Source organism: Streptococcus cristatus (assembly GCF_003943465.1).
GTDB lineage: Bacteria > Bacillota > Bacilli > Lactobacillales > Streptococcaceae > Streptococcus > Streptococcus cristatus_C.
Window position 1 is genome coordinate 71,708 of sequence record NZ_RJPR01000001.1, and the last position, 23,855, is coordinate 95,562.

The 23,855-nt window shown below is 43.8% G+C and carries 25 protein-coding genes and 1 riboswitch; of the genes, 1 reads left to right on the forward strand and 24 read right to left on the reverse strand.

The annotated features are described in order from the left end of the window. Positions 1-12 precede the first annotated feature (12 nt). The 22 genes from D8793_RS00375 to fabM all read right to left on the reverse strand — a co-directional run bounded on the left by D8793_RS00375 (position 13) and on the right by fabM (position 20,828). Positions 13-1,293 (reverse strand): hydroxymethylglutaryl-CoA reductase, degradative, encoded by a 1,281-nt coding sequence (locus tag D8793_RS00375; RefSeq protein ID WP_125371138.1) that lies wholly within the window; start codon positions 1,291-1,293, stop codon positions 13-15. Beyond that, complete coding sequence (locus tag D8793_RS00380; RefSeq protein ID WP_125371200.1) at positions 1,290-2,468, reverse strand: hydroxymethylglutaryl-CoA synthase; 1,179 nt, start codon at positions 2,466-2,468, stop codon at positions 1,290-1,292. The genes D8793_RS00375 and D8793_RS00380 overlap by 4 nt, the downstream gene beginning before the upstream one ends. Positions 2,469-2,759: 291 nt before the next feature. Beyond that, positions 2,760-4,070 carry a ribosome biogenesis GTPase Der gene (gene der / locus D8793_RS00385; protein ID WP_048765864.1) on the reverse strand — a complete coding sequence of 437 codons (1,311 nt, stop codon included), beginning with the start codon at positions 4,068-4,070 and terminating at the stop codon, positions 2,760-2,762. A gap of 42 nt (positions 4,071-4,112) precedes the next feature. Continuing rightward, complete coding sequence (locus D8793_RS00390) at positions 4,113-4,829, reverse strand: NADPH-dependent oxidoreductase (RefSeq protein WP_125371139.1); 717 nt, start codon at positions 4,827-4,829, stop codon at positions 4,113-4,115. Next, complete coding sequence (dnaI, locus tag D8793_RS00395) at positions 4,826-5,725, reverse strand: primosomal protein DnaI (protein WP_125371140.1); 900 nt, start codon at positions 5,723-5,725, stop codon at positions 4,826-4,828. Before dnaI ends, D8793_RS00390 begins: the two co-directional genes overlap by 4 nt. Further along, the gene (locus tag D8793_RS00400; RefSeq protein WP_125371141.1) at positions 5,726-6,880 is read right to left on the reverse strand and encodes a replication initiation and membrane attachment family protein; all 1,155 of its coding nucleotides are present in this window, start codon (positions 6,878-6,880) and stop codon (positions 5,726-5,728) included. It lies immediately after the preceding gene. Between the two features lie 6 nt (positions 6,881-6,886). After that, on the reverse strand, positions 6,887-7,360 hold the full coding sequence (gene nrdR / locus D8793_RS00405; RefSeq protein ID WP_005591110.1) for a transcriptional regulator NrdR: 474 nt from the start codon (positions 7,358-7,360) through the stop codon (positions 6,887-6,889). A 148-nt stretch (positions 7,361-7,508) separates the two neighbouring features. Continuing rightward, positions 7,509-8,840: an alanine/glycine:cation symporter family protein gene (locus D8793_RS00410; protein WP_125371142.1), complete on the reverse strand. Its 1,332-nt coding sequence runs from the start codon at positions 8,838-8,840 to the stop codon at positions 7,509-7,511. A gap of 90 nt (positions 8,841-8,930) precedes the next feature. Then, a riboswitch (glycine riboswitch) is annotated at positions 8,931-9,020 on the reverse strand. Positions 9,021-9,447: 427 nt separating this feature from the next. After that, positions 9,448-9,996 carry a carboxymuconolactone decarboxylase family protein gene (locus tag D8793_RS00415; protein ID WP_032911848.1) on the reverse strand — a complete coding sequence of 183 codons (549 nt, stop codon included), beginning with the start codon at positions 9,994-9,996 and terminating at the stop codon, positions 9,448-9,450. 183 nt (positions 9,997-10,179) lie between these two features. Beyond that, positions 10,180-10,950, reverse strand: a complete 771-nt coding sequence (locus D8793_RS00420; RefSeq protein WP_125371143.1) for an acetyl-CoA carboxylase carboxyl transferase subunit alpha — start codon at positions 10,948-10,950, stop codon at positions 10,180-10,182. After that, positions 10,947-11,810: an acetyl-CoA carboxylase, carboxyltransferase subunit beta gene (accD, locus tag D8793_RS00425; protein WP_005591714.1), complete on the reverse strand. Its 864-nt coding sequence runs from the start codon at positions 11,808-11,810 to the stop codon at positions 10,947-10,949. The genes D8793_RS00420 and accD overlap by 4 nt, the downstream gene beginning before the upstream one ends. A gap of 65 nt (positions 11,811-11,875) precedes the next feature. Continuing rightward, entirely contained in the window at positions 11,876-13,243 is a 1,368-nt protein-coding gene (locus D8793_RS00430; protein ID WP_125371144.1) for an acetyl-CoA carboxylase biotin carboxylase subunit, read from the reverse strand. Positions 13,244-13,261: 18 nt separating this feature from the next. Continuing rightward, entirely contained in the window at positions 13,262-13,684 is a 423-nt protein-coding gene (gene fabZ, locus D8793_RS00435) for a 3-hydroxyacyl-ACP dehydratase FabZ (RefSeq protein WP_008809611.1), read from the reverse strand. Next, positions 13,681-14,178 carry an acetyl-CoA carboxylase biotin carboxyl carrier protein gene (accB, locus tag D8793_RS00440; RefSeq protein WP_125371145.1) on the reverse strand — a complete coding sequence of 166 codons (498 nt, stop codon included), beginning with the start codon at positions 14,176-14,178 and terminating at the stop codon, positions 13,681-13,683. The genes fabZ and accB overlap by 4 nt, the downstream gene beginning before the upstream one ends. Then, complete coding sequence (fabF, locus tag D8793_RS00445) at positions 14,179-15,411, reverse strand: beta-ketoacyl-ACP synthase II (protein WP_125371146.1); 1,233 nt, start codon at positions 15,409-15,411, stop codon at positions 14,179-14,181. Positions 15,412-15,462: 51 nt separating this feature from the next. Then, positions 15,463-16,197: a 3-oxoacyl-[acyl-carrier-protein] reductase gene (fabG, locus tag D8793_RS00450; protein WP_125371147.1), complete on the reverse strand. Its 735-nt coding sequence runs from the start codon at positions 16,195-16,197 to the stop codon at positions 15,463-15,465. Positions 16,198-16,209: 12 nt separating this feature from the next. Next, positions 16,210-17,130, reverse strand: coding sequence for an ACP S-malonyltransferase (gene fabD / locus D8793_RS00455; protein WP_125371148.1), 921 nt, complete (start codon positions 17,128-17,130; stop codon positions 16,210-16,212). Continuing rightward, positions 17,123-18,097, reverse strand: a complete 975-nt coding sequence (gene fabK, locus D8793_RS00460; RefSeq protein WP_005591707.1) for an enoyl-[acyl-carrier-protein] reductase FabK — start codon at positions 18,095-18,097, stop codon at positions 17,123-17,125. The genes fabD and fabK overlap by 8 nt, the downstream gene beginning before the upstream one ends. Before the next feature lie 129 nt (positions 18,098-18,226). Then, on the reverse strand, positions 18,227-18,451 hold the full coding sequence (locus tag D8793_RS00465; protein WP_005591706.1) for an acyl carrier protein: 225 nt from the start codon (positions 18,449-18,451) through the stop codon (positions 18,227-18,229). A 54-nt stretch (positions 18,452-18,505) separates the two neighbouring features. After that, on the reverse strand, positions 18,506-19,480 hold the full coding sequence (locus D8793_RS00470) for a beta-ketoacyl-ACP synthase III (protein ID WP_125371149.1): 975 nt from the start codon (positions 19,478-19,480) through the stop codon (positions 18,506-18,508). Further along, positions 19,480-19,914, reverse strand: a complete 435-nt coding sequence (gene fabT / locus D8793_RS00475; RefSeq protein WP_125371150.1) for a fatty acid biosynthesis transcriptional regulator FabT — start codon at positions 19,912-19,914, stop codon at positions 19,480-19,482. Before fabT ends, D8793_RS00470 begins: the two co-directional genes overlap by 1 nt. Before the next feature lie 122 nt (positions 19,915-20,036). Then, positions 20,037-20,828: a trans-2-decenoyl-ACP isomerase gene (fabM, locus tag D8793_RS00480; protein ID WP_061422230.1), complete on the reverse strand. Its 792-nt coding sequence runs from the start codon at positions 20,826-20,828 to the stop codon at positions 20,037-20,039. Between the two features lie 245 nt (positions 20,829-21,073). On the opposite strand from fabM, the gene D8793_RS00485 reads away from it, so the two are divergent. Further along, positions 21,074-22,441 (forward strand): aspartate kinase, encoded by a 1,368-nt coding sequence (locus D8793_RS00485; protein ID WP_125371151.1) that lies wholly within the window; start codon positions 21,074-21,076, stop codon positions 22,439-22,441. A gap of 66 nt (positions 22,442-22,507) precedes the next feature. Here D8793_RS00485 and D8793_RS00490 read toward each other — a convergent pair whose 3' ends face one another. Continuing rightward, on the reverse strand, positions 22,508-23,419 hold the full coding sequence (locus D8793_RS00490) for a DMT family transporter (RefSeq protein ID WP_125371152.1): 912 nt from the start codon (positions 23,417-23,419) through the stop codon (positions 22,508-22,510). Positions 23,420-23,522: 103 nt separating this feature from the next. Next, complete coding sequence (locus tag D8793_RS00495; protein WP_125371153.1) at positions 23,523-23,816, reverse strand: hypothetical protein; 294 nt, start codon at positions 23,814-23,816, stop codon at positions 23,523-23,525. Positions 23,817-23,855: the final 39 nt, after the last annotated feature.

Consider the following 23,855-nt stretch of genomic DNA (forward strand, 5'->3'; position numbering starts at 1 on the left):
ATACATATTGACTCATTTTTCTTTACGAATTTTAGTTAGAATTTCCTTAGCTTTTGCCTGATTAAATTGCTTCTCTTTGAGAAGCTCTGCAACAACAGCAGCAATCTCATCTTCCTGAGCACCGGCCAATAAAGCTAGGGATTTAGCTTGAAGCTTCATGTGCCCAGCCTGAATTCCCGTAGTCACCAGCGCTCTTAAAGCCGCAAAATTTTGCGCTAAGCCGACAGAAGCGATAATTGAAGCTAATTCTTTTGCTGTCGGTTGCCCCAATAAATCAAAACTGGCGACAACCATTGGATTAAGCCCAATCGAGCCTCCCTTGGCCGCAACCGGCATGGGTAGAGTCAACTGGCCATAGAGTTTTCTTTCCTCTAGATTGGCCTTCCAGTTACTCAATCCTTGATAACGGCCATCGCGAACAGCATAGGCATGAGCCCCTGCTTCAATGGCCCGCCAATCATTTCCTGTCGCCAAAAGAACTCCATCAATGCCATTGAAAATACCTTTATTATGCGTGCTGGCTCGATAAGGATCCTGTTTTGCGAATTGACTAGCTAGAGCGATTCTTTGAGCGGTGCGTTCAGCTTCTGCCTTGTCTCGACTGAGTGAGTGGAAATCAATTTCACAAGAGGCTGTTACGAGCGCCTCAGTCGCATAGTTAGACAGGATGGCCATCAAGCTCTGTCCACCTGTTAGCTCCTCTAACCGTTCTTTTAGGGCTTCTAGCATGGTATTAAGGATATTGGCACCCATGGCTTCCTGAGTGTCCACGACAAGGTAGACAACTAGAAAGTCCGTCTCTCCCTCCAGGAAGTCCATTCGTAAATCACGCGCCCCACCTCCTCGCTTGACAATGGAAGGATGGGCTTGATTTGCCAATTCTAATAAAGCTGACTTCTCATTTTGGATTTGCTCTAAGGCTTTAGCTACATCGGGCACATCATAGAGTGCGACCTGCCCAACCATCTGCCGATTATGAATCTTGGTCTTGAAACCGCCGTTGCGCTTAATGATTTTTGCTGCAAAACTAGCAGCAGCAACGACAGAGGGCTCCTCTGTTGCAAAAGGTACCTGATAGACCTGCTCATCTATGAGAAAGTCCGGTGCAATCGAATAAGGTAAAGCCAAAACAGAAAGCACATTTTCACTCATTTGATTGGCAGTCTCCAGCGGCAAATGGATTTGATTAGCAAGATTTTGCCAATTCTCAGCCTGGAGCAGTTCATGGGCTTTCAGAAACTCTAGCCGCTCTGCAGGCGTTTTTTTAGAAAATCCGGTCCAATTTATTTTCATGATGGTTTCTCAACTTTGATATACTTGCGCTGGTGTTGGTCGATTTGAACCAAGGCGTAAACTTGGTCATCGTAGTCAGAAAAAACAGCTGAGCCGTTTTCATCCAGCTGAGCTTCTGCAAAGAAAAGCTCTTCATAAGCAGCAACTGTCAGTTCTTGACGTTGATTTAATTTCTCCAAACGATTAGTCGTCAGCTGTTTCTCATAACCTTCTACCAGATTGGCACTAAAAATCTCGGCGACAGCGCCACTCCCATAACTAAAGAGAGCAAGCTTGTCACCAGCCTTAAGATTTTCAGAGTTTTCTAAGAGGGACAAGAGCCCCAAAAAGAGGGAGCCTGTATAGATATTCCCGACCTTTTGACTATAGAGAATAGACTTGTCAAAGTTTTCTTGCAGGCCCTTTTGCTCCTCCTGAGACAAGCTTTTATCCATAATTTTATTCAACCCCTTCAGCGCCAATTTTGGATAGGGAAGATGGAAACAAACCGCTGCAAAGTCTCCCAAAGCTAAACCATGACGTTTTTGGTATTCGTTCCAAGTCGTCTTGAGGCAATCCAAGTACTGCTGGGTTGAATAAACACCATTGACGTAAGGAGTCGTAGAGTAATTTGGGCGCCAGAAATCCATAATATCACGAGTCTGAGCCACATTATCTTCATTGAATTCAAGGATGCGTGGATTTTGACTGATCAACATAGCGACAGCGCCTGCACCTTGAGTCGGCTCGCCTGGCGTCTCTTTCCCATATTTGGCAATGTCGCTAGCGATAACCAAGACCTTGCTTTCTGGATATTGTCTGATATGCAGCTTGGCATAGTCTAGAGCAGCAGTTGCTCCATAGCAGGCCTCTTTAATTTCAAAGCTACGAGCAAAGGGCTGAATGCCCAAAAGACCATGAATAAAGACCGAAGCCGCCTTGCTTTGGTCGATGCTAGACTCTGTTGCAACAATGACCATATCAATGACCTTCTTATCCTCTACGGTCAAGATTTGCTCAGCCGCTGCTGCGCCCAAAGTGACGATATCCTCAGTTAAAGGAGCAATGCTAATCTCCTTCATCAATAATCCCTTGCTGAGCTTGTTGGGATCAATCCCCCGCTCCTCAGCTAGATGATCTAATTTTAAAACATAATTGCTAGTCGCAAAACCGATTTGATCGATTCCGATTTTCATCATAAAGACCTCATTCAATTCATTTGATAGCTAATAGTATTCAGACATTATTTTACCATAATTAAGGCTAAAACTCTTTTAAAAACCATTTTTTAAACTCAAATCCGACTTGAGACGGAGAAAGTTTCTCATCAAAAAATGAGAGAAACTCAATTTTTCAAATTCAGTTTCCCTCATCAGTCTATTCCCAATTTTGAGCTGGCAAGTTTAGGGTTTTAAGGATAAGCATCCGCCCATGAATTCCCTGAAATCGCTCTTGTTTTTTTCTTTATAAACAGTCCGAAGCAAGTCCTACTTCCGCTTCCTTGCAATCAAGTGAATCGGTGTTCCTTCAAAGACAAAGGCCTTGCGGATTTGATTTTCCAAGAAACGCAGGTAAGAGAAGTGCATGAGCTCTTCTTCGTTGACAAAGATGACAAAGGTCGGCGGTTTGGTCGCAACCTGAGTCGCATAGAAAATCTTAAGACGCTTGCCCTTGTCAGTCGGCGTCGGATTAATCGCGATGGCATCCATGATAACATCATTGAGCACCGCTGACGGAATACGGGTATTCTGACTCTGACTAATTTGCTTAATCATGTCCGGCAGCTTATGGAGACGCTGCTTGGTCAGGGCAGAGACAAAAATAATCGGCGCATAAGACAAGTACTGGAACTGGTCACGAATATCTTCTTCCCAGTCTTTCATAGTATGGTTGTCTTTTTCCAGCGTGTCCCACTTATTGACGACGATGATCATTCCTTTTCCTGCTTCATGGGCGAAGCCAGCGATTCGCTTGTCGTACTCACGAATTCCTTCTTCAGCATTCAGCACCATCAGAACGACATCTGAGCGGTCAATCGCCCGCATAGCCCGCATAACAGAGTATTTCTCCGTATTTTCATAGACCTTGCCCGACTTGCGCATACCAGCCGTATCGATCATGGTAAATTCCTGACCTTCACTGTCCGTAAAGACCGTATCAATAGCATCGCGCGTGGTACCAGCCACTGGACTGGCAATGACCCGATCCTCACCTAAGATGGCATTGATCAAGCTAGACTTGCCGACATTAGGCCGGCCAATCAAGCTAAACTTAATCATATCAGGATTTTCAACCACTTCCTCATGTGGAAGATTTTCAACGATAGCGTCTAGAACATCCCCTGTACCAATCCCATGGACAGAAGATACTGGGAATGGATCGCCCAAGCCCAGAGCATAGAAATCATAGATTTCATTGCGCATTTCGGGATTATCCACCTTATTAACCGCCAAGATAATCGGCTTGTGAGTCTTGTACAGCATGCGAGCGACATACTCGTCCGCATCCGTAATACCTTCCTTGCCAGACACGACAAAAACGATAACATCAGCCTCGTCCATAGCGATCTCAGCTTGATGCTTGATTTGCTCCATAAAAGGCGCATCAACATCGTCAATTCCGCCTGTATCAATGATACTAAACTTACGATTCAGCCAATCTGCCGTCGCATAGATGCGGTCACGAGTAACCCCTTCCACGTCTTCAACAATGGAAATCCGCTCACCCGCAATCCGGTTAAATAGCGTTGACTTGCCGACATTGGGACGGCCGACAATGGCAATAGTTGGTAAAGCCATGTTTTTCCTCTTTCATTCTTTGAGACAGAGCTGAGCTCCGCCTTATTTTTCTAATTTCTTTTCTTTGAACAGTTGGTCAATCGCTTGATTCGGCTCCTGACCAAATTGGGCTGCCAAACGCTGGCTCCAAGTATCCTGTGCCCGATCACCAGCATACTCAGCCTGTACACGGTCATAAGTCTCAATGACAGAACTGAGTTGTTCACGGTATTCTTCCTCAAAGACCACCGCTTCATAAGGCAGACGTGGCTTGACAGCATGGTTTTGATTAGGCTTTCCTAAAGCCATGCCTAAAACTGGATAAGTATAGTCTGGCAGATTAAAGAGCTGGGCAATTTTTGAAGCTTCATAGCGGACTAAACCAATAATAACGCCGCCATAACCCAGACTTTCAGCTGCTAAGAGGGTATTTTGCCCTGCCAAAGCAGCATCTACCGAGCTAATGAGAATATTTTCGGTTCCTTCAGGGTAAAAACCATCCGTGTGCAATTGAACACCCTTTTGAGCACGATTGAGGTCTCCTACAAAGAGCAAAAATGCTGAAGCCTGAAGAATTGCTTTCTGCGGAACTAAATCAAAGAGGGCTTCTTTTTTCTCCTGACTGCGCACCACAATGATAGAGTAGGACTGGAAGTTTTTCCAGCTGGAAGCAGCACGTCCAGCATCGATAATCGCGCGTAGTTCTTCATCTGAAATCTGCTCTTCCGTAAAGCGCCGAACAGACGTATGAGCCTTCATCAAGTTAATTGTTTCATTCATCGACGGTTCTCTCCTTCTAGATGCACTTCTTGAGCTAGAAACTTAATCCGCTCCATAACCCGCTTGGCTTGCCAGGTCTCATCGCCATTCTTAGAATTAGCAAAGTGACGCTCCAAATCTGCAAAACTAAAGTTAGAAGTAAAGAAAGTTGGCAGATTTTCCTGCATGCGGTGCTGGAGAATGACTTGCAAAATCTCATCGCGCATCCAGGGGCTAGACTGCTCTGCACCGATATCGTCCAAAATCAGCACTTGAGCTGTCTTGACTTGGTCAATCTTGTCCTTGACCAAGCCGGAACTGATCGCATTCTTAACATCCAAAACAAAGCTCGGATAGTGGAGCAACGTCGTTGACACACTGCGTTTCTCTGATAAATCATGCGCCAGCGCAGCCATCATGTAGCTCTTACCCACGCCGAAATCTCCGTAGAGATAAACAGCCTTCTGATAATGCGGAAAATCCGCAACAAAACTGGTCAAGAGCTCGAAAGCCTTGTAGCGACCAATATCGTCTAAGTCCACTTTGGCCAAACTAGCCTCTTTTAGACTGGCTGGCAGATTGATAAGGTTGAGACGGCTTCTAATCGCTTCCTGTCTCTCCTGCTCAATCAACTCAGGCGTTTCCTCATAGGCAACATCCGCATAGCCTTCATTTTTCACTAAAATTGGCTTATAACCCTTAGCAATATAGTTCTGATCTTCTAGCAGGAAACGATCTCGTTCGGTAATGTATTGATTGAACTTAGAAATGCTACGCTGAATTTCGATTGGAGACAGTTGTTCTCGACTGATAAAGTCAGCGATATCTGGATCTGCTAAAATCTGCTGGACTAATTTTTGATAATCAAACTGCTTCACCTTATTCATATGAGGCATTGCCTGTCCTATTTTCTCCATTTAATCGCCTCCTTCTTCCAGTCTTGCTAAAAGTCTTCTTTTTTGCTCTTCTAGTTCAGCTTGCTTTTCTAAGCTGGTTTCATTTTTGTAATCCGGCTGACTCCAGTTCGGCACATTGCTTTTAGCAGCAGCTGGACTGACTTGCGCAGGACGACTATTCGTCTGCTGGTTGCGCTCGCGGATTTTCAGGACTGCCTCTTCAGCCGAGGTCACCTTTTGATAAGAAAAGTCATTGGCCACCTTGAGGGCATACTTTTCATTGAGATTGGCCGAATCCACCTTATTAAAAGTCAATAGCAGGATGATATTGATAACTTCATCCAACAGTCCCATCTCTGCCAAATCCTGAATCAACTTCCGTTCACTACGCGTAATGGCCGCTTGACGTATTTTCTTGATTTCTGCCAAAAAGAGCAAGGGCTGCTTGCTTTTAGCCTCACGAATAATAGACTGCTCTTGCTGAGAAAAATCTCCCGAAACTGGTTTCTGCTGAATCTTTTGCTGCATCCGTTTCGTCGAAATCACATGTGACACAGCCGTTTCACGCGCTAAGGCATAAGTCTCGTACCACGTCCATTTCTTCTGCTCCGCAATCGCAAACAAGTCCAAGAGGTCCGCTTTTTCATCTGCAAAACGCAAGCCATCCTGGGCCATTCTCTGTTTAAAATGCGTCAAATCAAAATCATTTTGGCGACTAGTTCTCGTCGGACTGACGTCATCCATGCCATAAATTTGGCTAAAAGAAGGACTGATTTTTTGCCCAGCTGGATTTTCCGGTCGTAGCTTATCTACCGCCGCCTGACCAATCTTTTTCTCCAAAAGACTACTGTACACATGGTGAGCAAAGAATTCCTCAGCGGACAAGGTTGGATAGAGTCGGATGAAAAATCCCGTCTCCGTCTGGTAAAGCTCTAGCAAGCCAATAGCTGATAGGCGCTCCAAGCTCCTCTCCAACGCTTCCATACCAAAGTCAAGATGATTTAAAATATGGCTGAAAAGTCGCTGCTGAGTTCCATTATCCCAAAAAGAAACCAGATAAAGATAAAGCGCGACTGCATCCTTGCCCACAATAGGTAGATAATAACGGGTCAGCCCGCTCATATCCTGACTGACCTGGTTATTAGACAAGAAAGAAAAATGATCATTTGGTTTCATAAGCCATTATTTTTCCTTTTTCTTCTTAGAACCCTTGGTAATCTGCTTCAAAAGGCTTTCCAGCTCGCCAACATCCTTAAAACTCCGATAAACACTGGCAAAACGGACATAGGTAATTTCATCCAGCTCGGCCAGCTCATCCATGACCAGAGAGCCAATATATTCGCTGGCAATTTCATTTTCACTCTGACTGCGAAGTTTTTGCTCAATCCGATTGACCAATTCTTCAATCTCGTCACTTGATACCGGACGCTTCTGAGCGGAGCGGATGATTCCGTTAAAGATCTTATCCCGAGAAAACTGCTCACGCGTTCCATCTTTTTTGACAACGACTAGGGTTCTTTCTTCCACGCGCTCATAAGTTGTAAAACGGTGCTGGCATTCCTCGCATTCACGGCGGCGACGGATTGTATTTCCATCTTCTGCCTGCCGGCTGTCAACCACACTTGATTTGCTTCCGCCACATTTGGGACAACGCATGTCATTTCCTCCTAGAATCTTAATACTTCATTATACCATGTTTTGACCAATAACAAAAGACGGGAGATTTCCCTGCCATAAAAAAGCTAAAGCTGACAAAGCAGCTTTAGCAAGAAAATCTTCTTTCAAAAATCCAGCAACTGGAAACTCAGCCCTTCTTGTCAAAATACTTTCTGGTTTCAGCAATAATAACCGGAGACAAGGCCAAAAGAGCAATCAGATTTGGCAAGGCCATCAAGGCATTGACAATATCGGCAATGACCCAAACTGCTTCTAACTCGATAAAGCCCCCTAAGAGCACCATAGCGACAAAGATGATTCGGTACAAACGAATATATTTGACACCAAACAGGAACTCAAAGCAACGCTCACCGTAATAGTTCCATCCTAAAATAGTGGTAAAAGCAAACAGAACTAGAAAAACGGATAGAAGGATTGGACCAAAATTAGCAAAGACAGTCGCAAAGGCTGCCTGAGTCAAGGACACACCATTGAGATTGCCATCCCAGACTCCTGTGATTAAAATTGTTAGACCTGTCAGACTACAAATAATCAGAGTATCGATAAAGGTTCCCGTCATAGAAATCAATCCTTGTTCGACAGGCTCCTTAGTCCGAGCTGCCGCCGCTGCAATAGGTGCAGACCCCAAACCAGATTCATTGGAGAATACCCCGCGTGCGACCCCATTTTGAATCGCCATCTGGATGGTTGCACCAGCAAAGCCACCAACAGCAGCCGTCTGACTAAAGGCAGAACTAAAAACTAGCTGAAGAGTTGGCAGCAGACGATCTAGATTGACTGCTAATACAGTCACAGTCCCCAAGATATAAATAGCCGCCATAAAAGGCACAATCTTGGTCGACACTCGAGCAATAGACTGGATACCGCTAAAAATAACTAGAGCCACCAAAATAGCCAAGATAGAGGCAGTCACAGCTGGAGGCAACTGAATGGTATTCTGCATAGCTTCTGTAATGGAATTCACCTGTGTGAAGGTCCCAATCCCTAAAAGAGCCACCAAGACACCCGCTACAGCAAAGAAGATAGCCAGCGGACGCCATTTTTCTCCCATTCCCAACAAAATATAGTGCATGGGACCACCAGCAACTGCTCCGTGGGCATCCTTGGAACGATACTTAATCGCTAATAAACCTTCGGCATACTTGGTTGCCATTCCAAAGAAAGCAGCTAGCCACATCCAAAATAAGGCACCCGGTCCACCAACTTTTATGGCAGTCGCCACACCGATAATATTCCCCGTGCCAACCGTGGCTGCCAATGCTGTACAAAGAGCTGCAAAGCTTGACACGTCTCCATGATGATCCTCTCCGGAAACAAAAATTAAGCGAAAGGCGCGAAAAAGGCGCGAAATCTGTAGCAACCTCAGACGAAGTGTCAGATAAAGCCCTGTTCCAACTAATAAAATCAAGAGGGGAGGCCCCCAGACCAGAGAATCAATTTGATTCAGCAATTTCAACATAAATCTTCTGCTCCTTTTCCACACCGAGAAAAAGAAAAGTACATGTGTAAACATGTACTCTGGATGCCTGAGAACGACCGTTTTCTGTCCTTCCCTTGCTCTGTCCTTTTACCTGAGAGTTTGAGCAGTTGCCTGCCTTGCCCCTTCGGTGCCAATCATGGTCTCTCCAGAGTTCCGTCCATTTCACAGTCATAAGGCTCAAACACTTATTTCTGAAAAACTTCATTCGGTGTTTATTCTAAATTTTCTATTATTTTAAAATAATATTCGGTTTTTGTCAATGTTTTATGAAAAATTTTGAATATTCTATAACCCCAAAAGGTTAGATAGAAAATTTATTCAAAGGTAAGATGATAGTAGCTCATAGAATCTCCTTGTTTACCTGTTGATGTAGTTATTTATGGTTTACACTGTTTGAAGTTCTGTAAGTTTTTATTGCACTATATTTTACAATTTTTCATTCCTTAAAGTATTGATGACATTCTTCCAAGAGTTAGTCAAGAAAAATTTTAGAAAGTTCTGCTAGTTCAGCACTGGTTTCTTGCTTGACTTGTAGTCAATGAAAAAGAATGGGTCGTTCTAAAAAGCCCTTTCACCTCCTCAAAGGCTAAGCATAAGGCTGTAATTCCGGATTAATTGGTGTGTTGGCCAGATTATTGGCATAATTGCAAAGAGTCGCAAGGCTGACACCTAGAACTACATCCAGAGCATTCTCATGTGTATAGCCCGCTTCTAGGAAGTCTGACAAAGCCTCATCTCCGACCCGTCCCTTGGTATTGATAACAGCAATGGTAAATTTAGCAAGTGTATCTAGCTTCGGATCGGTATCAATCGGAGTACGATTGCGCAGAGCCTCCAAAAGATCGTCATTCATTTGAATCTGCTTGATTGAAAAGGCTGTATGGCCCGCTACACAGAAAGCGCAGCCGTTGGTAACCGCGGCCGTAATCTGCACTACTTCACGCTCAGTCGGTGTCAGGCTATTACGACGATTGATGGCTCCAACCGTCCGATAAGTTTCCAAAGCCGTTGGCGCATTGGCCAAAAGACCGATAAGATTGGGAATGTAGCCACCGTTATCTTTTTGAACAGTTTCTAAAACCTCTTTCACCTCAGCTGGTGCGGACTCAATCGTGTGGATAGTAAATTCTGACATATGAAACCTCATTTCTTTTGATTAGCAACTATCTTAACATAGGTCTGACAGCTTGTATAATATATATTTTATATGGCCTCTATAAAGAGAATATATTGCTACATGTCAAACCAAAATATATTACCCATCTTAATTGACTCTATACCTTTCTAAAGCATGAAAAAGAAGCCCTAAGGCTTCTGACTAATATTTTCTAAAACGTTGATAGCGATCTTCTAAAAGTTGCTCGAGAGAAAGTTTGGAAAGTTCTGCTAATTCAGTACTGATCTCTTGCTTGACTGCAGCTAAGAGCTCATTTTTATTAAAGCCACGTTCGGGGATGACCTTATCAACGACACCCATCTGCAAAAGCTCATGCGAGGTGATTTTCATCATCTCAGCCGCCTCCATTGCTCGGCTGCCATCCTTCCATAAAATCGAAGCAAAGCCTTCTGGACTGAGAATGGCATACATAGAGTTTTCCAGCATCCAGACCTTATCAGCAACTGCTAAGGCCAGTGCCCCACCAGAGCCACCCTCACCGATGATAATGGCAATAATGGGCACTTTCAGATCGCTCATTTCCATGAGATTACGGGCAATGGCTTCGCCCTGTCCGCGCTCCTCAGCACCGACGCCAGGATAGGCACCAGCCGTATTGATAAAGGTCACGACTGGACGGCCGAATTTCTCAGCCTGCTTCATGAGACGTAGAGCCTTGCGATAGCCTTCAGGATGGGGCTGACCAAAGTTCCGTCGCAGATTGTCCTGCAAATTGCGACCTTTTTGAATACCGACCACTGTGATCGGCTGACCATTTAATGTTCCGATACCGCCAATGACAGCACCATCATCACGAAAACCACGATCTCCGTGCAATTCCACAAAATCATCAAAAATTCCTTGGGCAAAATCCAGAGCCGTCAAACGGGACTGATCACGCGCTGCTTTGATAATCTGACTGATTTTTGTCATTGGTCACCTCCATGAAATCTCAAGAGAGTAGCAATCCGATCCCGCAATTCACCACGTTTGACTATCGCATCAACAAAGCCATGCTCTAGCAAGAACTCTGCCTTTTGAAAGTCATCTGGCAACTTTTCTCGTACAGTAGATTCAATAACTCGACGACCAGCAAAGCCTACCAGAGCCTGCGCTTCTGCCAAGATAATATCCCCTTCCATAGCGAAGGAAGCTGTGACACCGCCTGTTGTCGGATCTGTCAAAACAGTCAGGTAAAAAAGACCAGCCTTTGAATGACGTTGCACAGCAGCAGAAGTTTTGGCCATCTGCATCAAGCTCATGATACCTTCCTGCATACGAGCACCACCAGAAGCCGTAAAGAGGACGACTGGCAACTGATGCTCTGTCGCATATTCAAAGAGGCGGGTAATTTTTTCACCCACAACCGTCCCCATGGAAGCCATGATAAAGTTGGAATCCATAATCCCAAGAGCTAATTTTTGACCTTTTATCAGAGCGGTTCCAGTTAAAACGGCCTCATCTAGACCAGTCTTTTCCCGCATCTTTGCCAGTTTTTCTTGATAATTTGGAAAATGTAAGGGATCTGTCGTCTCAATACCTGTGAACAATTCCTCAAAGCTTCCTTCATCCACCGTCAAACTCAGACGCTCAAAAGCTGAAATCCGAAAAGTGTAGCCACAGCTTGGACAGACACGCTCTGCCCCCAAATCCTTTTGATAAATGATATGCTTACAACCTGGACACTTGGAAAAAAGCTCATCTGGAACTTCTGGTTTTGGCTGAGGCAAGGCACGAGAGGAACGATTAGGATTGATTCGAATATATTTATCCTTTTTTGAAAACAAAGGCATTGCTTACTCCTTCATTAAATTTTAGAGTGATTCTGCTTCTTTCAAACAAAATCACTCCTTGTCATCTATTTTTTCTCTTGATAAGCCGGAAGGAACTTCTCCATGAGAAAGGCTGTATCATAATCACCAGCAATCACATTAGGATCTGAAATCAGATCCAGTTGGAAACTGCTATTGGTCACGACACCGTCGATTTCTAGCTCATAGAGAGCCCGTTGCATCTTCATCAGGGCATCAAAGCGATTTTCCCCATGAACGATGATTTTGGCAATCATGCTGTCGTAATAAGGAGGAATGGTGTAGCCAGGATAGACCGCCGAATCCACACGCAGCCCCACTCCGCCACTTGGCAGATAAAGATTGGAAATCTTTCCTGGGCTCGGTGCAAAGTTAAAGGCTGGATTTTCAGCATTGATCCGACATTCAATCGCATGACCGCGAATTTCAACATCTTCTTGACTAAAGGACAGCTCTTGACCATCTGCAATCTTAATCTGCTCTTTAACAATATCCACACCAGTAACAAACTCAGTCACTGGATGCTCAACCTGCACCCGAGTATTCATCTCCATAAAGTAGAATTCACCCTTGGCTTCATCGAGAAGAAACTCAATCGTTCCAGCATTTTCATAGCCGACAGACTCAGCAGCCCGAACAGCTGCTTCACCAATCTTCTGACGCAGGGTTTTCCCAATCGCCACAGATGGACTTTCTTCCAGCACTTTCTGATTATTACGCTGCAAAGAGCAATCCCGCTCGCCCAAGTGGACCACATGCCCCTGCTGATCAGCCAAAATCTGCACTTCAATATGGCGCGCTGGATAGATTACTCGCTCCATATACATGGCACCATTACCAAAGGCTGCTTTGGCTTCACTAGAAGCAGACTCAAAAGCCGCTACTAAATCCTCAGGCTTTTCAACCTTACGAATACCTTTACCGCCGCCACCAGCAGAAGCTTTAAGCATGACTGGATAGCCAATTTTTTCGGCTACTTCCAAGGCTTCTTCAGAGGTATGAACTTCCCCGTCAGAACCTGGGATAACCGGCACTTTGGCCTTAATCATCTGAGCCCGAGCATTAATCTTGTCCCCCATCAAGTCCATAACAGCACCTGAAGGTCCAATAAACTTAATGCCGACTTCTTCACACATGGTCGCAAATTTAGAGTTTTCACTCAAAAAACCAAAACCAGGGTGAATGGCTTCTGCACCTGTCAGAACAGCAGCAGATAAGACGGCATTCATGTTCAGATAAGAATCTGTAGACTTGGCTGGTCCGATACAAACCGCCTCATCAGCCAGTAGGGTGTGAAGAGCTTCCTTGTCAGCCGTTGAATAAACAGCTACCGTATCAATTCCTAGCTCGCGAGCTGCACGAATAATTCTGACCGCAATTTCCCCACGGTTAGCAATTAAAATTTTACGAAACATGGTGAAATCTCCTCTTTCTTATTGACCAATCGCAAAGGTCAAGGTTCCGCTTGCTGCAAGTTTGCCATCAACTTCGGCCTTGGCCTCTACCACTGCAATGGTTCCGCGACGCTTGACAAACTTGGCTGTCATAATCAGTTGGTCACCTGGCACAACTTGCTTCTTGAACTTAACCTTGTCCATGCCAGCATAGAAGACCAGTTTGCCCTTATTTTCTTCTTTAGACAATTCCAGCACACCAGCCGTTTGAGCCAAAGCTTCCATGATCAAGACACCTGGCATAACTGGATATTGAGGGAAATGTCCGTTAAAGAATGGCTCGTTGATTGTCACATTTTTCAGAGCGACGATCTCATCTTCGCTGACTTCCAGAACACGGTCCACCAAAAGCATGGGATAGCGATGCGGAAGCGCCTCTTTTATTGCATTGATATCAATCATTTGATGCGTACCAGCCCTTTCCCAAATTCAACCATTTCTTCATTCTGAACCAGAATTTCTGTAATCAGACCATCTTTCGGTGCTGGCACCTCATTCATGACCTTCATGGCTTCAATAATCATCAGGGTTTGACCTTTTTTAACTTGGTCTCCTACACTGACAAAAGCTGGTTTATCTGGACCTGCGGCCAAGTAAGCCACGCCAACCAAGGGACTTTCCACGACATCACCCTCAGCAGCTGGTGCCGGAGCTTCTGGAGCCACCTCAGGTGCTGTAGTTGGAGCTGCTTGGGAAACTGTCTCAGATATAGGTGCACTTGCTGGCTGCACAGGAGCTACAACAGGAGCTGCACTGGCTGCTGGAGTTGCTGCGACTGCGGCAGAATTTTCATTCTTGCTGAAAGTCAATTCATCACTTTGATTTTTATAAGAAAATTCACGCAGGCTTGATTGGTCAAACTGAGCCATCAAGTCTTTAATTTCATTGATATTCATCTAGCCCTCCCAACGCTTGAATGCCAGAACAGCATTGTGACCGCCAAAACCAAATGTATTGGAAATCGCATAAGGAATTTCTTGATCTAAGCCTTGCCCATAAACGACATTTGCTTCAATATAGTCTGACAATTCACTTGTTCCAGCTGTCATTGGTACATAGTTATGACGCATGGCTTCTATTGTAGCGATTGCTTCTACCGCTCCTGCAGCCCCAAGCAAGTGTCCTGTGAATGACTTGGTTGAAGATACAGGTACTTCTTTACCAAGAACAGCTACGATAGCTCCACTTTCTCCTTTTTCATTAGCAGGAGTTGAAGTACCGTGGGCATTGACATAAGCCACTTGCTCTGGAGAAATCTCTGCCTCTTCCAAAGCCAATTTAATTGCCTTAATAGCACCTTGACCTTCTGGATGAGGTGAAGTCATATGATAAGCATCACAAGTATTTCCATAACCAACTACTTCAGCCAAGATAGTCGCTCCACGTTTTTCAGCGTGTTCCAGACTTTCAAGCACCAACATACCAGAACCTTCTCCCATGACAAAGCCGTTACGGTCTTTATCAAATGGAATAGAAGCACGAGTTGGATCTTCTGTAGTTGATAGGGCAGTCAAAGCTTGGAAACCAGCAATGGCAAATGGAGTGATAGAAGCTTCTGATCCACCAACTAACATGACATCTTGGAAGCCAAACTTGATAGAGCGGAAAGCATCTCCAATGGCATCATTTGATGAGGCACAAGCTGTATTGATTGATTTACAAATCCCGTTTGCTCCAAAGCGCATAGCAACATTCCCTGAAGCCATATTTGGCAAAGCTTTTGGAAGAGTCATTGGCTTAACGCGTTTTGGACCTTTCTCATGCAATCGGATGACTTGATCTTCGATTTCCTTGATACCACCGATACCAGAAGCCACGATGACACCAAAGCGATCTTTGTCAATTGCTTCTACATCAAGATTCGCATTTGTTACCGCTTCTTGAGCTGCATACAAGGCATACAAAGAATAATTGTCAAAACGATTGGTATCTTTCTTGATAAAGTATTTATCAAATGGAAAGTCTTGGACTTCAGCCGCATTATGAACAGCAAAATCGCTATGATCAAACTTGGTGATGGGACCAATCCCAATCTTACCTTCTTTTAAGCTATTCCAAAATTCTTCTGGTGTATTTCCGATGGGAGAGGTTAAGCCATAACCTGTCACAACAACTCGATTTAGTTTCATGGTGAACTCCTTTATGATAATTGGTAAACTGTCAAATCCAAATGCATGCAATTACTGCATTGTCAGTCCGCCATCAATCGCGATGACCTGACCAGTAAGGTATTCCTGACCTGCTAAGAATAGGGCAACATCCGCTACTTCTTCGGTATTGCCGAACCGTTTCATTGGGATTTGAGCCAGAGAAGCTTCTTTGATTTTTTCAGAAAGCCCATCTGTCATATCCGATTCGATAAAGCCTGGGGCAATCACATTGACACGAATATTGCGTCCAGCTACCTCACGAGCAACCGACTTAGAAAATCCAATTAAGCCAGCTTTAGAAGCTGCATAGTTGGCCTGGCCGACATTACCAGTCAAACCGACAACACTTGATAGGTTAATGACTGCTCCCTGACGAGCCTTGGTCATTGGTTTCAAGACGGCTTGCGTCATATTGAAGGCTCCAGTCAGATTGACCTTCAGCACTTGCTCGAAATCTTCCTCTGTCATCTTGAGCATAATCTTATCGCGGGTAATTCCGGCATTGTTTACCAAAACATCTACAGAGCCCAAAGCTGCAATCGCCTCTTCAATCATTCGCTTAGCATCAGCGCCATCAGATACGTCGCCTGCAATAGCGACGACCTTGACCGGATAGCCAGCAAACTCAGACAAAACTTCGTCTGAAATTTGACCACGACCGTTCAAGACAATATTGGCACCTGCACTTGCAAACTTATGGGCAATAGCCAGACCAATCCCACGGCTAGAGCCAGTAATAAAAACATTTTTATTCTTTAATTCCATTGGTATTCCCCATTATTTTTCCAGTAGGGCTGTCAAAGTCTCCACACTTTCAACATGATAAACAACCGCTGATTTATCAATTTTTTTCAGAAAGCCAGACAATACCTTCCCTGGACCAATCTCGATAAACTCTGTCACACCAGCTTCTTGCATTTTAGCAATACTATCGTAGAAACGAACCGGCTCCATGACCTGACGAGTTAATAATTCCTTAATTCTATCAGCTTCCATAATATCCGCCTCTGTATTGCCCACTAGCGGAAGTTGAAAATCAGCAAATTCTGTTTCAGCCAAAACCTGAGCTAATTGCTCACTGGCTGGTTTCAAAAGAGCCGTATGGAAAGGACCCGAAACATTCAGCGGAATCAAGCGTTTCACACCTGCTTCCTTGAGGAGTTCCACCGCTTTATCCACCGCTGCCACATCTCCCCCAATGACGATTTGACCTGGAGTGTTGTAATTGGCAGGAGAGACGACTCCTAGCTGACTAGCCGTCTGGCAGGCTTCCTCAATAAGAGCCACTTCCGCATTTAGGACCGCAACCATCTTTCCAGAACCAGCAGGAGCCGCTTCCTCCATGAAAGCTCCACGTTTTGCGACTAGAGCTACCGCTGTTTTGAAGTCCAGCGCGCCAGCAGCTACCAAGGCAGAGTATTCACCCAGAGAAAGACCAGCCACCATATCAGGCTGGATTCCTTTTTCAGCCAGCAGGCGATAAATAGCAAGAGAAGTTGTCAAAATTGCTGGTTGAGTATAGCGAGTTCGGTTGAGTTTTTCTTCATCTTGGTCAATCAACGCCCGAACATCATAGCCCAGAACTTGACTCGCTTCCTCAAAAGTCGCCTTAACCACATCATACTGTTCATAGAGGTCACGAGCCATTCCCAGATATTGGGCTCCCTGACCAGCAAATAGAAAGGCTGTCTTAGTCATTTCTAGTTACTCCTGCCCAACGTTTTGCTTCTTGCTGAATCTTCTCAGCAGCACCATAATAGATATCCTTGAGGATTTCTTCGACCGTTTCTTCCTTGCTGACTAAGCCGGCAATCTGACCAGACATGACGGAACCGTTTTCCACATCGCCACGGACAACTGCATTAGCCAAGGCACCAGCACCCAGATTTTCAAAAACAGTCAAGTCTGGATTTTCTTGCTTGAAGGCTTCTTTTTCAGCCTTTTCAAAATCGCGAGTTAGCTTATTCTTGAGCGCACGAACCGCATGACCGAAGTGCTGAGCAGAAATTGTCGTATCGATATCACGAGCTTTCAAAATCATATCTTTATAATTTTGATGGGCATTAGATTCCTTAGCTACGACGAAGCGTGTGCCGACCTGAACCGCTTCTGCTCCTAACATAAAGCCAGCCGCAGCACCAGATCCATCCGCAATACCACCAGCCGCAATAACTGGAATGTTAACTGCTTCTACAACCTGACGAACCAAGGTCATGGTTGTTAACTTACCGATGTGACCACCAGCTTCCATTCCTTCAGCAATAACGGCATCCGCTCCAATTTTTTCCATCCGTTTAGCCAAAGCCACACTTGGTACAACAGGAATCACCGTAATACCTGCCTCGTGGAAACGAGCCATGTACTTGCTTGGATTGCCCGCACCAGTCGTTACCACTTTTACACCCTCTTCGATCACCAAATCCACGATGTCATCTACAAAAGGCGACAAAAGCATGATATTGACTCCGAAAGGACGATCCGTCAAAGACTTAATCTTGTCAATATTAGCTTTCACCACTTCCTTAGGAGCATTTCCGCCACCGATGATCCCAAGACCACCAGCCTTTGAAACAGCACCAGCCAAGTCACCATCTGCGACCCAGGCCATACCACCTTGGAAAATAGGATATTTGATATCTAATAATTCTGTAATTCGTGTTTGCATAATACCTTCCTCTAATCATTGCTTAAGTAATAGCTTGAGCCTAAACCGCTAGATAGCAGTCTTTTTACTTTGAAATTCAAACTATTACCTAAACAAGAGAGAATATCTTGCGATACTCTCAAATCTTTATTATTTTGTTTTTTCTTCTACGTAGGCAACCAAGTCACCAACTGTTTTCAAGCCTTCTTCAGTTTCGATTTGGATGTCAAATGCATCTTCGATTTCTGAAATTACTTGGAACAAATCCAATGAATCTGCTTCAAGATCATCGAAAGTTGACTCAAGTGTAACTTCTGATGGCTCTTTACCAAGTTCCTCAACGATAATTTCTTGTACTTTTTCAAATACTGCCATGGATAGACTCCTTTAAAAAATATATTTTTTATCTATGTGTTTCCACATGATTAACTAAATTGTAACAATAAGCGTGCCCCATGTCAAACCTCCACCGAAACCTGACAATAAAATAGTCTGATCTCCGTTCAGCTTAATCAAGTCCTGTTGGACACACTCAGATAATAAAATCGGGATGCTAGCTGCACTAGTATTGCCATATTCCATCATATTAGCAGGTAGTTTTTCCCGAGAAACTCCGAGTTTCTTAGCCATTTTATCTAAAATTCGGATATTGGCCTGATGCAAAAGCAGATAATCAAGCTCCTCCACTGAAAATGGACTCTCTTCAATGGTATTTTTGATAGACTGTGCTACATCACGAATGGCGAAATCAAAGATTGCTCGGCCTTCCATTTTCAAATAGCGATCATCAACTTGCTTTTCCGAAAACGGAGAGGACAAACCAAGTCCACCACAAGTCAAACTCTGACCTCTCAAGCCATCAGTAAACTGACTTTCAGCCCAAAAATGCTGCTTTTCTGCCGCTTCAAGCAAGACTCCCCCAGCCCCATCACCAAATAAGACTGACGTCGCACGATCCGACCAATCAACGACTTTTGATAGCGTTTCGCTACCGATGACCAAACCTCTTTGATAGCGACCAGAGGAAATGAACTTTTCTCCAGTTGATAAGGCAAAGATGAAGCCACTGCAAGCTGCCGTCAAGTCAAAAGCAAAAGCCTTGGCAGCTCCAATATTGGCCTGCACCCTAGCTGCAGTTGACGGCATCATAGAATCCGGAGTGATCGTCGCAACAATGATAAAATCAAGCTGATCAGCAGATAATTGAGCCTTTTCTAGCAATTGCTCAGTAACCTTTGTAGCTAAAGCACTGGTTGACTCAGTCCGAGATAAATGTCGTTGTTTGATACCTGTTCGACTTGAGATCCATTCATCACTTGTATCCATAATTTTGGCCAGATCATCATTTGTGACAACCTGCTCTGGAGCATAATGAGCTACTTGAGTAATTCTTGCATAGTTCATTATTTCAACTCCTCTAAAAAATTATACAAGTTCTGCAAACCTTTTTGCATTGCATTTTTTTCTTCTGGGGACATTCCTGCCACTACTTGCATAACCATGCGATTGTGGAAACGTTTATGAAGGCGATACAAGAGCCTCCCCTTCTTAGTCAAACTCAGATGAACTACACGACGGTCAATGGATGAACGGCGACGCTCGATATACCCTTTACGCTCCAAGTTATTCAAGCTGGTTGTGACAGTCCCCAAAGTGACTAACAATTCCTTTGAAATATCGCTTGGAGTCGCATTAGGCATGGTACCAATAACATCAATAGTGTGCATTTCTTTAATGGAGACGTCTTTAAATTGACTGCCTCGGAGGCTGGACTCTTCAATAACCAAAACATTATTAAAAATGGACGTTAAATAATCATTGACTAATTGATAATTCAAACCAACACCTCCTTCATAAATACTTTGACATTCAAATTTTATCAGATCTCAAAATAATTTGCAAGTCCTTTTGAAAATTTATTTGATTTTCAAACAATTTTCTTATCCTGTCCTGCAAATCCTTACTTACCTGCAAATTGTGGACGACGCTTCTCAGTATAAGCTTGGACACCTTCTTTGAAGTCCTCAGTGAAAGCAAGAGACTTCTGTAAAGATAACTCCAACTCCGCATATTCTTTCCAACCGCTGAACAGGCTCTTCCAGACCATTTCTTTCATAGCTCTGTAAGAATTCAGCGAACCGCGTTTTAGCTTCTTCAGCAACTGTTCCGTTGTTTTTTCCAGTTTTTCTACTTCACAAACTTTATAGAGCAAACCATAATCCAGAGCCTTCTCCGCAGTCAAGGCCTCTCCCGTCATGACCAAATGCGTCGCCCGAGTCACACCAATTGCCCGAGTCAGAAGATAAAGTCCACCGGCATCTGGCGCTAAGCCCACTCCCACAAAAGCTTGAATGAAGCGAGATTTTTCTGTCGCAATGCAGAAATCTGCAGCCACGACCATATTGGCAGCTGCACCAGCAACAGGGCCATCCACACTCATAATAACTGGCTTGGGTAGTCGTTTCATGGCAAAGGAAATATCATTGACCAGCTCTGCAATTTTTACCAAGGATTGAATATCGTCAGCACTGACAGCTCTTTGCATCTCAGCTAGGTCGCCACCGACAGAAAAGACCTTCCCATTGGCATTGATCACTAGAAACTTCACTGCCTCATCATTTGCGGCCAGCTCAATCGCTTCTAAAATCTCCTCACACATCGGAATATTGAAACCATTTGAAACTTCAGGACGATTGAAGGTAATAGTTGCCACTTCATCAACTACCTTATAAAGAATACCATTAAAAGTCATTCTAACTCCATTCCAGACTGGGTAATCACAGTCATTTTATTTCATAATTAAATAATTTGATAGTCAAATTACATTTATTCTAGCATAAAAGATGTAAGAAAGAAAACAAAAACTGGAAAATTTGATTTCATATTCGTTTTTTGCTTATTTTTGCAATAAATTTACATAAAGCAGTGCTTCTGATAGATTTGCAAAATTTTCAGAATTTTGTTATAATTTTTCCTAAATCATGTTTAGGAGTTTCTATGAAAGTTGTAAAATTTGGCGGAAGTTCACTCGCTTCTGCTTCACAATTAGAAAAAGTCTTACATATTGTAAAGTCTGATGCTGAGCGTCGCTTCGTTGTCGTTTCTGCACCAGGAAAAAGAGATGACCAGGATACAAAAGTCACCGATGCCCTGATCAAGTATTATCGCCAGTACATTGCAGGAAATGATGTCTCAAAGGAGCAAAATTGGATTATTAAGCGCTACTCCGATATGGTCTCTGAGCTAGGTCTAAAATCTGCAATTATTGAAAAAATCTCTAAGAGCATCATCTCCCTAGCTACTCTGCCAATTGAAAATAATGAATTTCTTTACGATACTTTCCTAGCAGCTGGTGAAAACAACAATGCTAAGCTCATCGCAGCTTACTTTAACCACAATGGCATTCCGGCTCGCTACGTCCATCCTAGAGAAGCTGGACTAGTGGTTTCAAGCGAACCAGGAAATGCTCGAATCCTTCCTTCAAGCTATGATAAATTGGAAGAACTAATTCATTCCGATGAAGTCCTTGTCATCCCTGGCTTCTTTGGTGTCACTCAAGATGGACAGATCTGTACTTTTTCCCGTGGCGGGTCGGATATTACAGGATCAATTATTGCAGCTGGTGTCAAAGCTGATGTCTACGAAAATTTCACTGATGTGGACGGCATCTTTGCTGCTCACCCTGGGATTATTCATAAGCCACGCTCCATCGCTGAGCTCACTTACCGTGAAATGCGAGAATTAGCCTATGCAGGTTTTACCGTCCTTCACGATGAAGCTCTGCTTCCAGCCTATCGCGGAAAAATTCCACTCGTTATCAAAAATACCAACAATCCAGAGCACCCTGGTACGCGCATCGTCCATAAACATAGCGAAGATCATCCTCCTGTTGTAGGAATCGCTGGTGATTCTGGCTTCGTAAGTATTAACATGTCCAAGTATCTCATGAACCGAGAAGTTGGATTTGGCCGAAAGGCGCTTCAGATTTTGGAAGATTTAAATATCGGTTGGGAGCATATGCCAACAGGAATCGATGATCTTTCCATCATTCTTCGCGAACGTGAATTAACTCCAATTAAAGAAGAAGAGATTCTACGCCAGCTTGTACAAAAAGCAGAAGTAGACTACGCTGAGATTGAGCATGATCTTTCTATCATCATGATTGTCGGCGAAAAAATGAAAAGTCATATCGGGGTGACCGCTACTGCGACTAGAGCTCTTTCTGACAACAAAATCAATATCCAAATGATGTCACAAGGTTCAAGTGAAGTTTCTATCATGTTTGTTGTCAATAAGAACCAAGAAAAAGAGGCCATCCGTGCTCTGTACAAAGCATTCTTTGGCAGCTCAGAAAGCAATGAATAAACCGAATAAGTAAACAACAAAGACCTAGCTCTACATAGAGCTAGGTCTTTGCTTATTCTTTCTTGCTTATAAGAAACCTTTTTTCTTTTCCAAGATTAAGTCCTTGACAGATATCAATAGGACAGCTAGCAAAATCATGCCCATACCTACAAAATCAAGCAGATAAAAGCGTTCATTCATAATGACACAAGCAAAGAAGACCGCTGAAATTGGCTCAATCGAAGCTAAGAGACTAGATTTAACAGGACCAACCAAACTTGTTCCCTTCAAAAAGACAGTGTAAGCAAAGATTGTCCCGATAACAATGATGCCGACCAAGGCTAGAAGGATATCCAAACGGACTTGCCACTGATGCTGGAAAATACCGCTGAAAGGAAGGAGCAAGATACCTGCAATGGTCATCCCAATCCCGATAACCAGCATGCTTCCCCACCTTTTGATGAGCTCAATCGGCAAAAGAATATATAGCGCGTATGTAAAGGCTGAGAAAATACCTAAAAATAAGCCTTTGGGCGTCATCGAGAGCTGATTGACCTGACCGTGGGTCGCAATCAGAAAGGTTCCTCCGATAGCCAAAATCATAGAGCAAACCTGAGCCACAGTCGGTGCTACTCTGTCTTTGATACAAGTGTATGCCAAAACACCAACAGGACAGAGATATTGTAAAACCGTTGCTGTTCCTGCATTCGTCTCATGAATGGCCGCTAAATATGCATATTGATTGATGAATAAGCCTAGAACTGCAAAAATTAAAATGTGTAGAAGAGAGCTCTTGTCTTTCCAAATCTCTTTAAAAGAATCTTTATTTGTCGCATAAGCCAACATCATCAAAACCAAACCCGCTAGCAACAAGCGCATATTGGTCAAGCTCAGTGCCGAAAAACCATGCTCCATCAGATATTGACCACTTGTTCCCGATAAGCCCCAAGCAATCCCCGCAGCCAAGGTATAAAGGGTTCCCCTTAAAACTTTTGACATCCCCAACCTCTTTCTGTTAGCTTTGATCATTATAACATAAACCATAAAGAAAAATCAGTCTGTTTTGACTGATTTTTCATGATTTAGCAGAGCCCAAAGATGTTTAATCCTCTATCTCAAGAAGTAAATAAGGAAAACCTAAGATATGCCCAATAATCCCTAGCATAGCCCGCATTCCAGAAGCTGTAATAAGTACTTTCTGGCCATCTTTCACTTGAATCTTATGCGATTTCATAAAGCTTTGTCCAACCTGTAGTTCAGCACTGTCTCCCTCAAAAGTCAGCGTTTTACTTTCATCATTCGCAAGTTTATCCACAAGCTCTCCATTTAGATATACCGCAACATTTTGGGCAACTCCAACCATCCCAGTAGCACGTGTAATGGTAAATTTTGGCATCAGAAACCCCTTTATTTTAACCCAGCCTATCAACAAAAA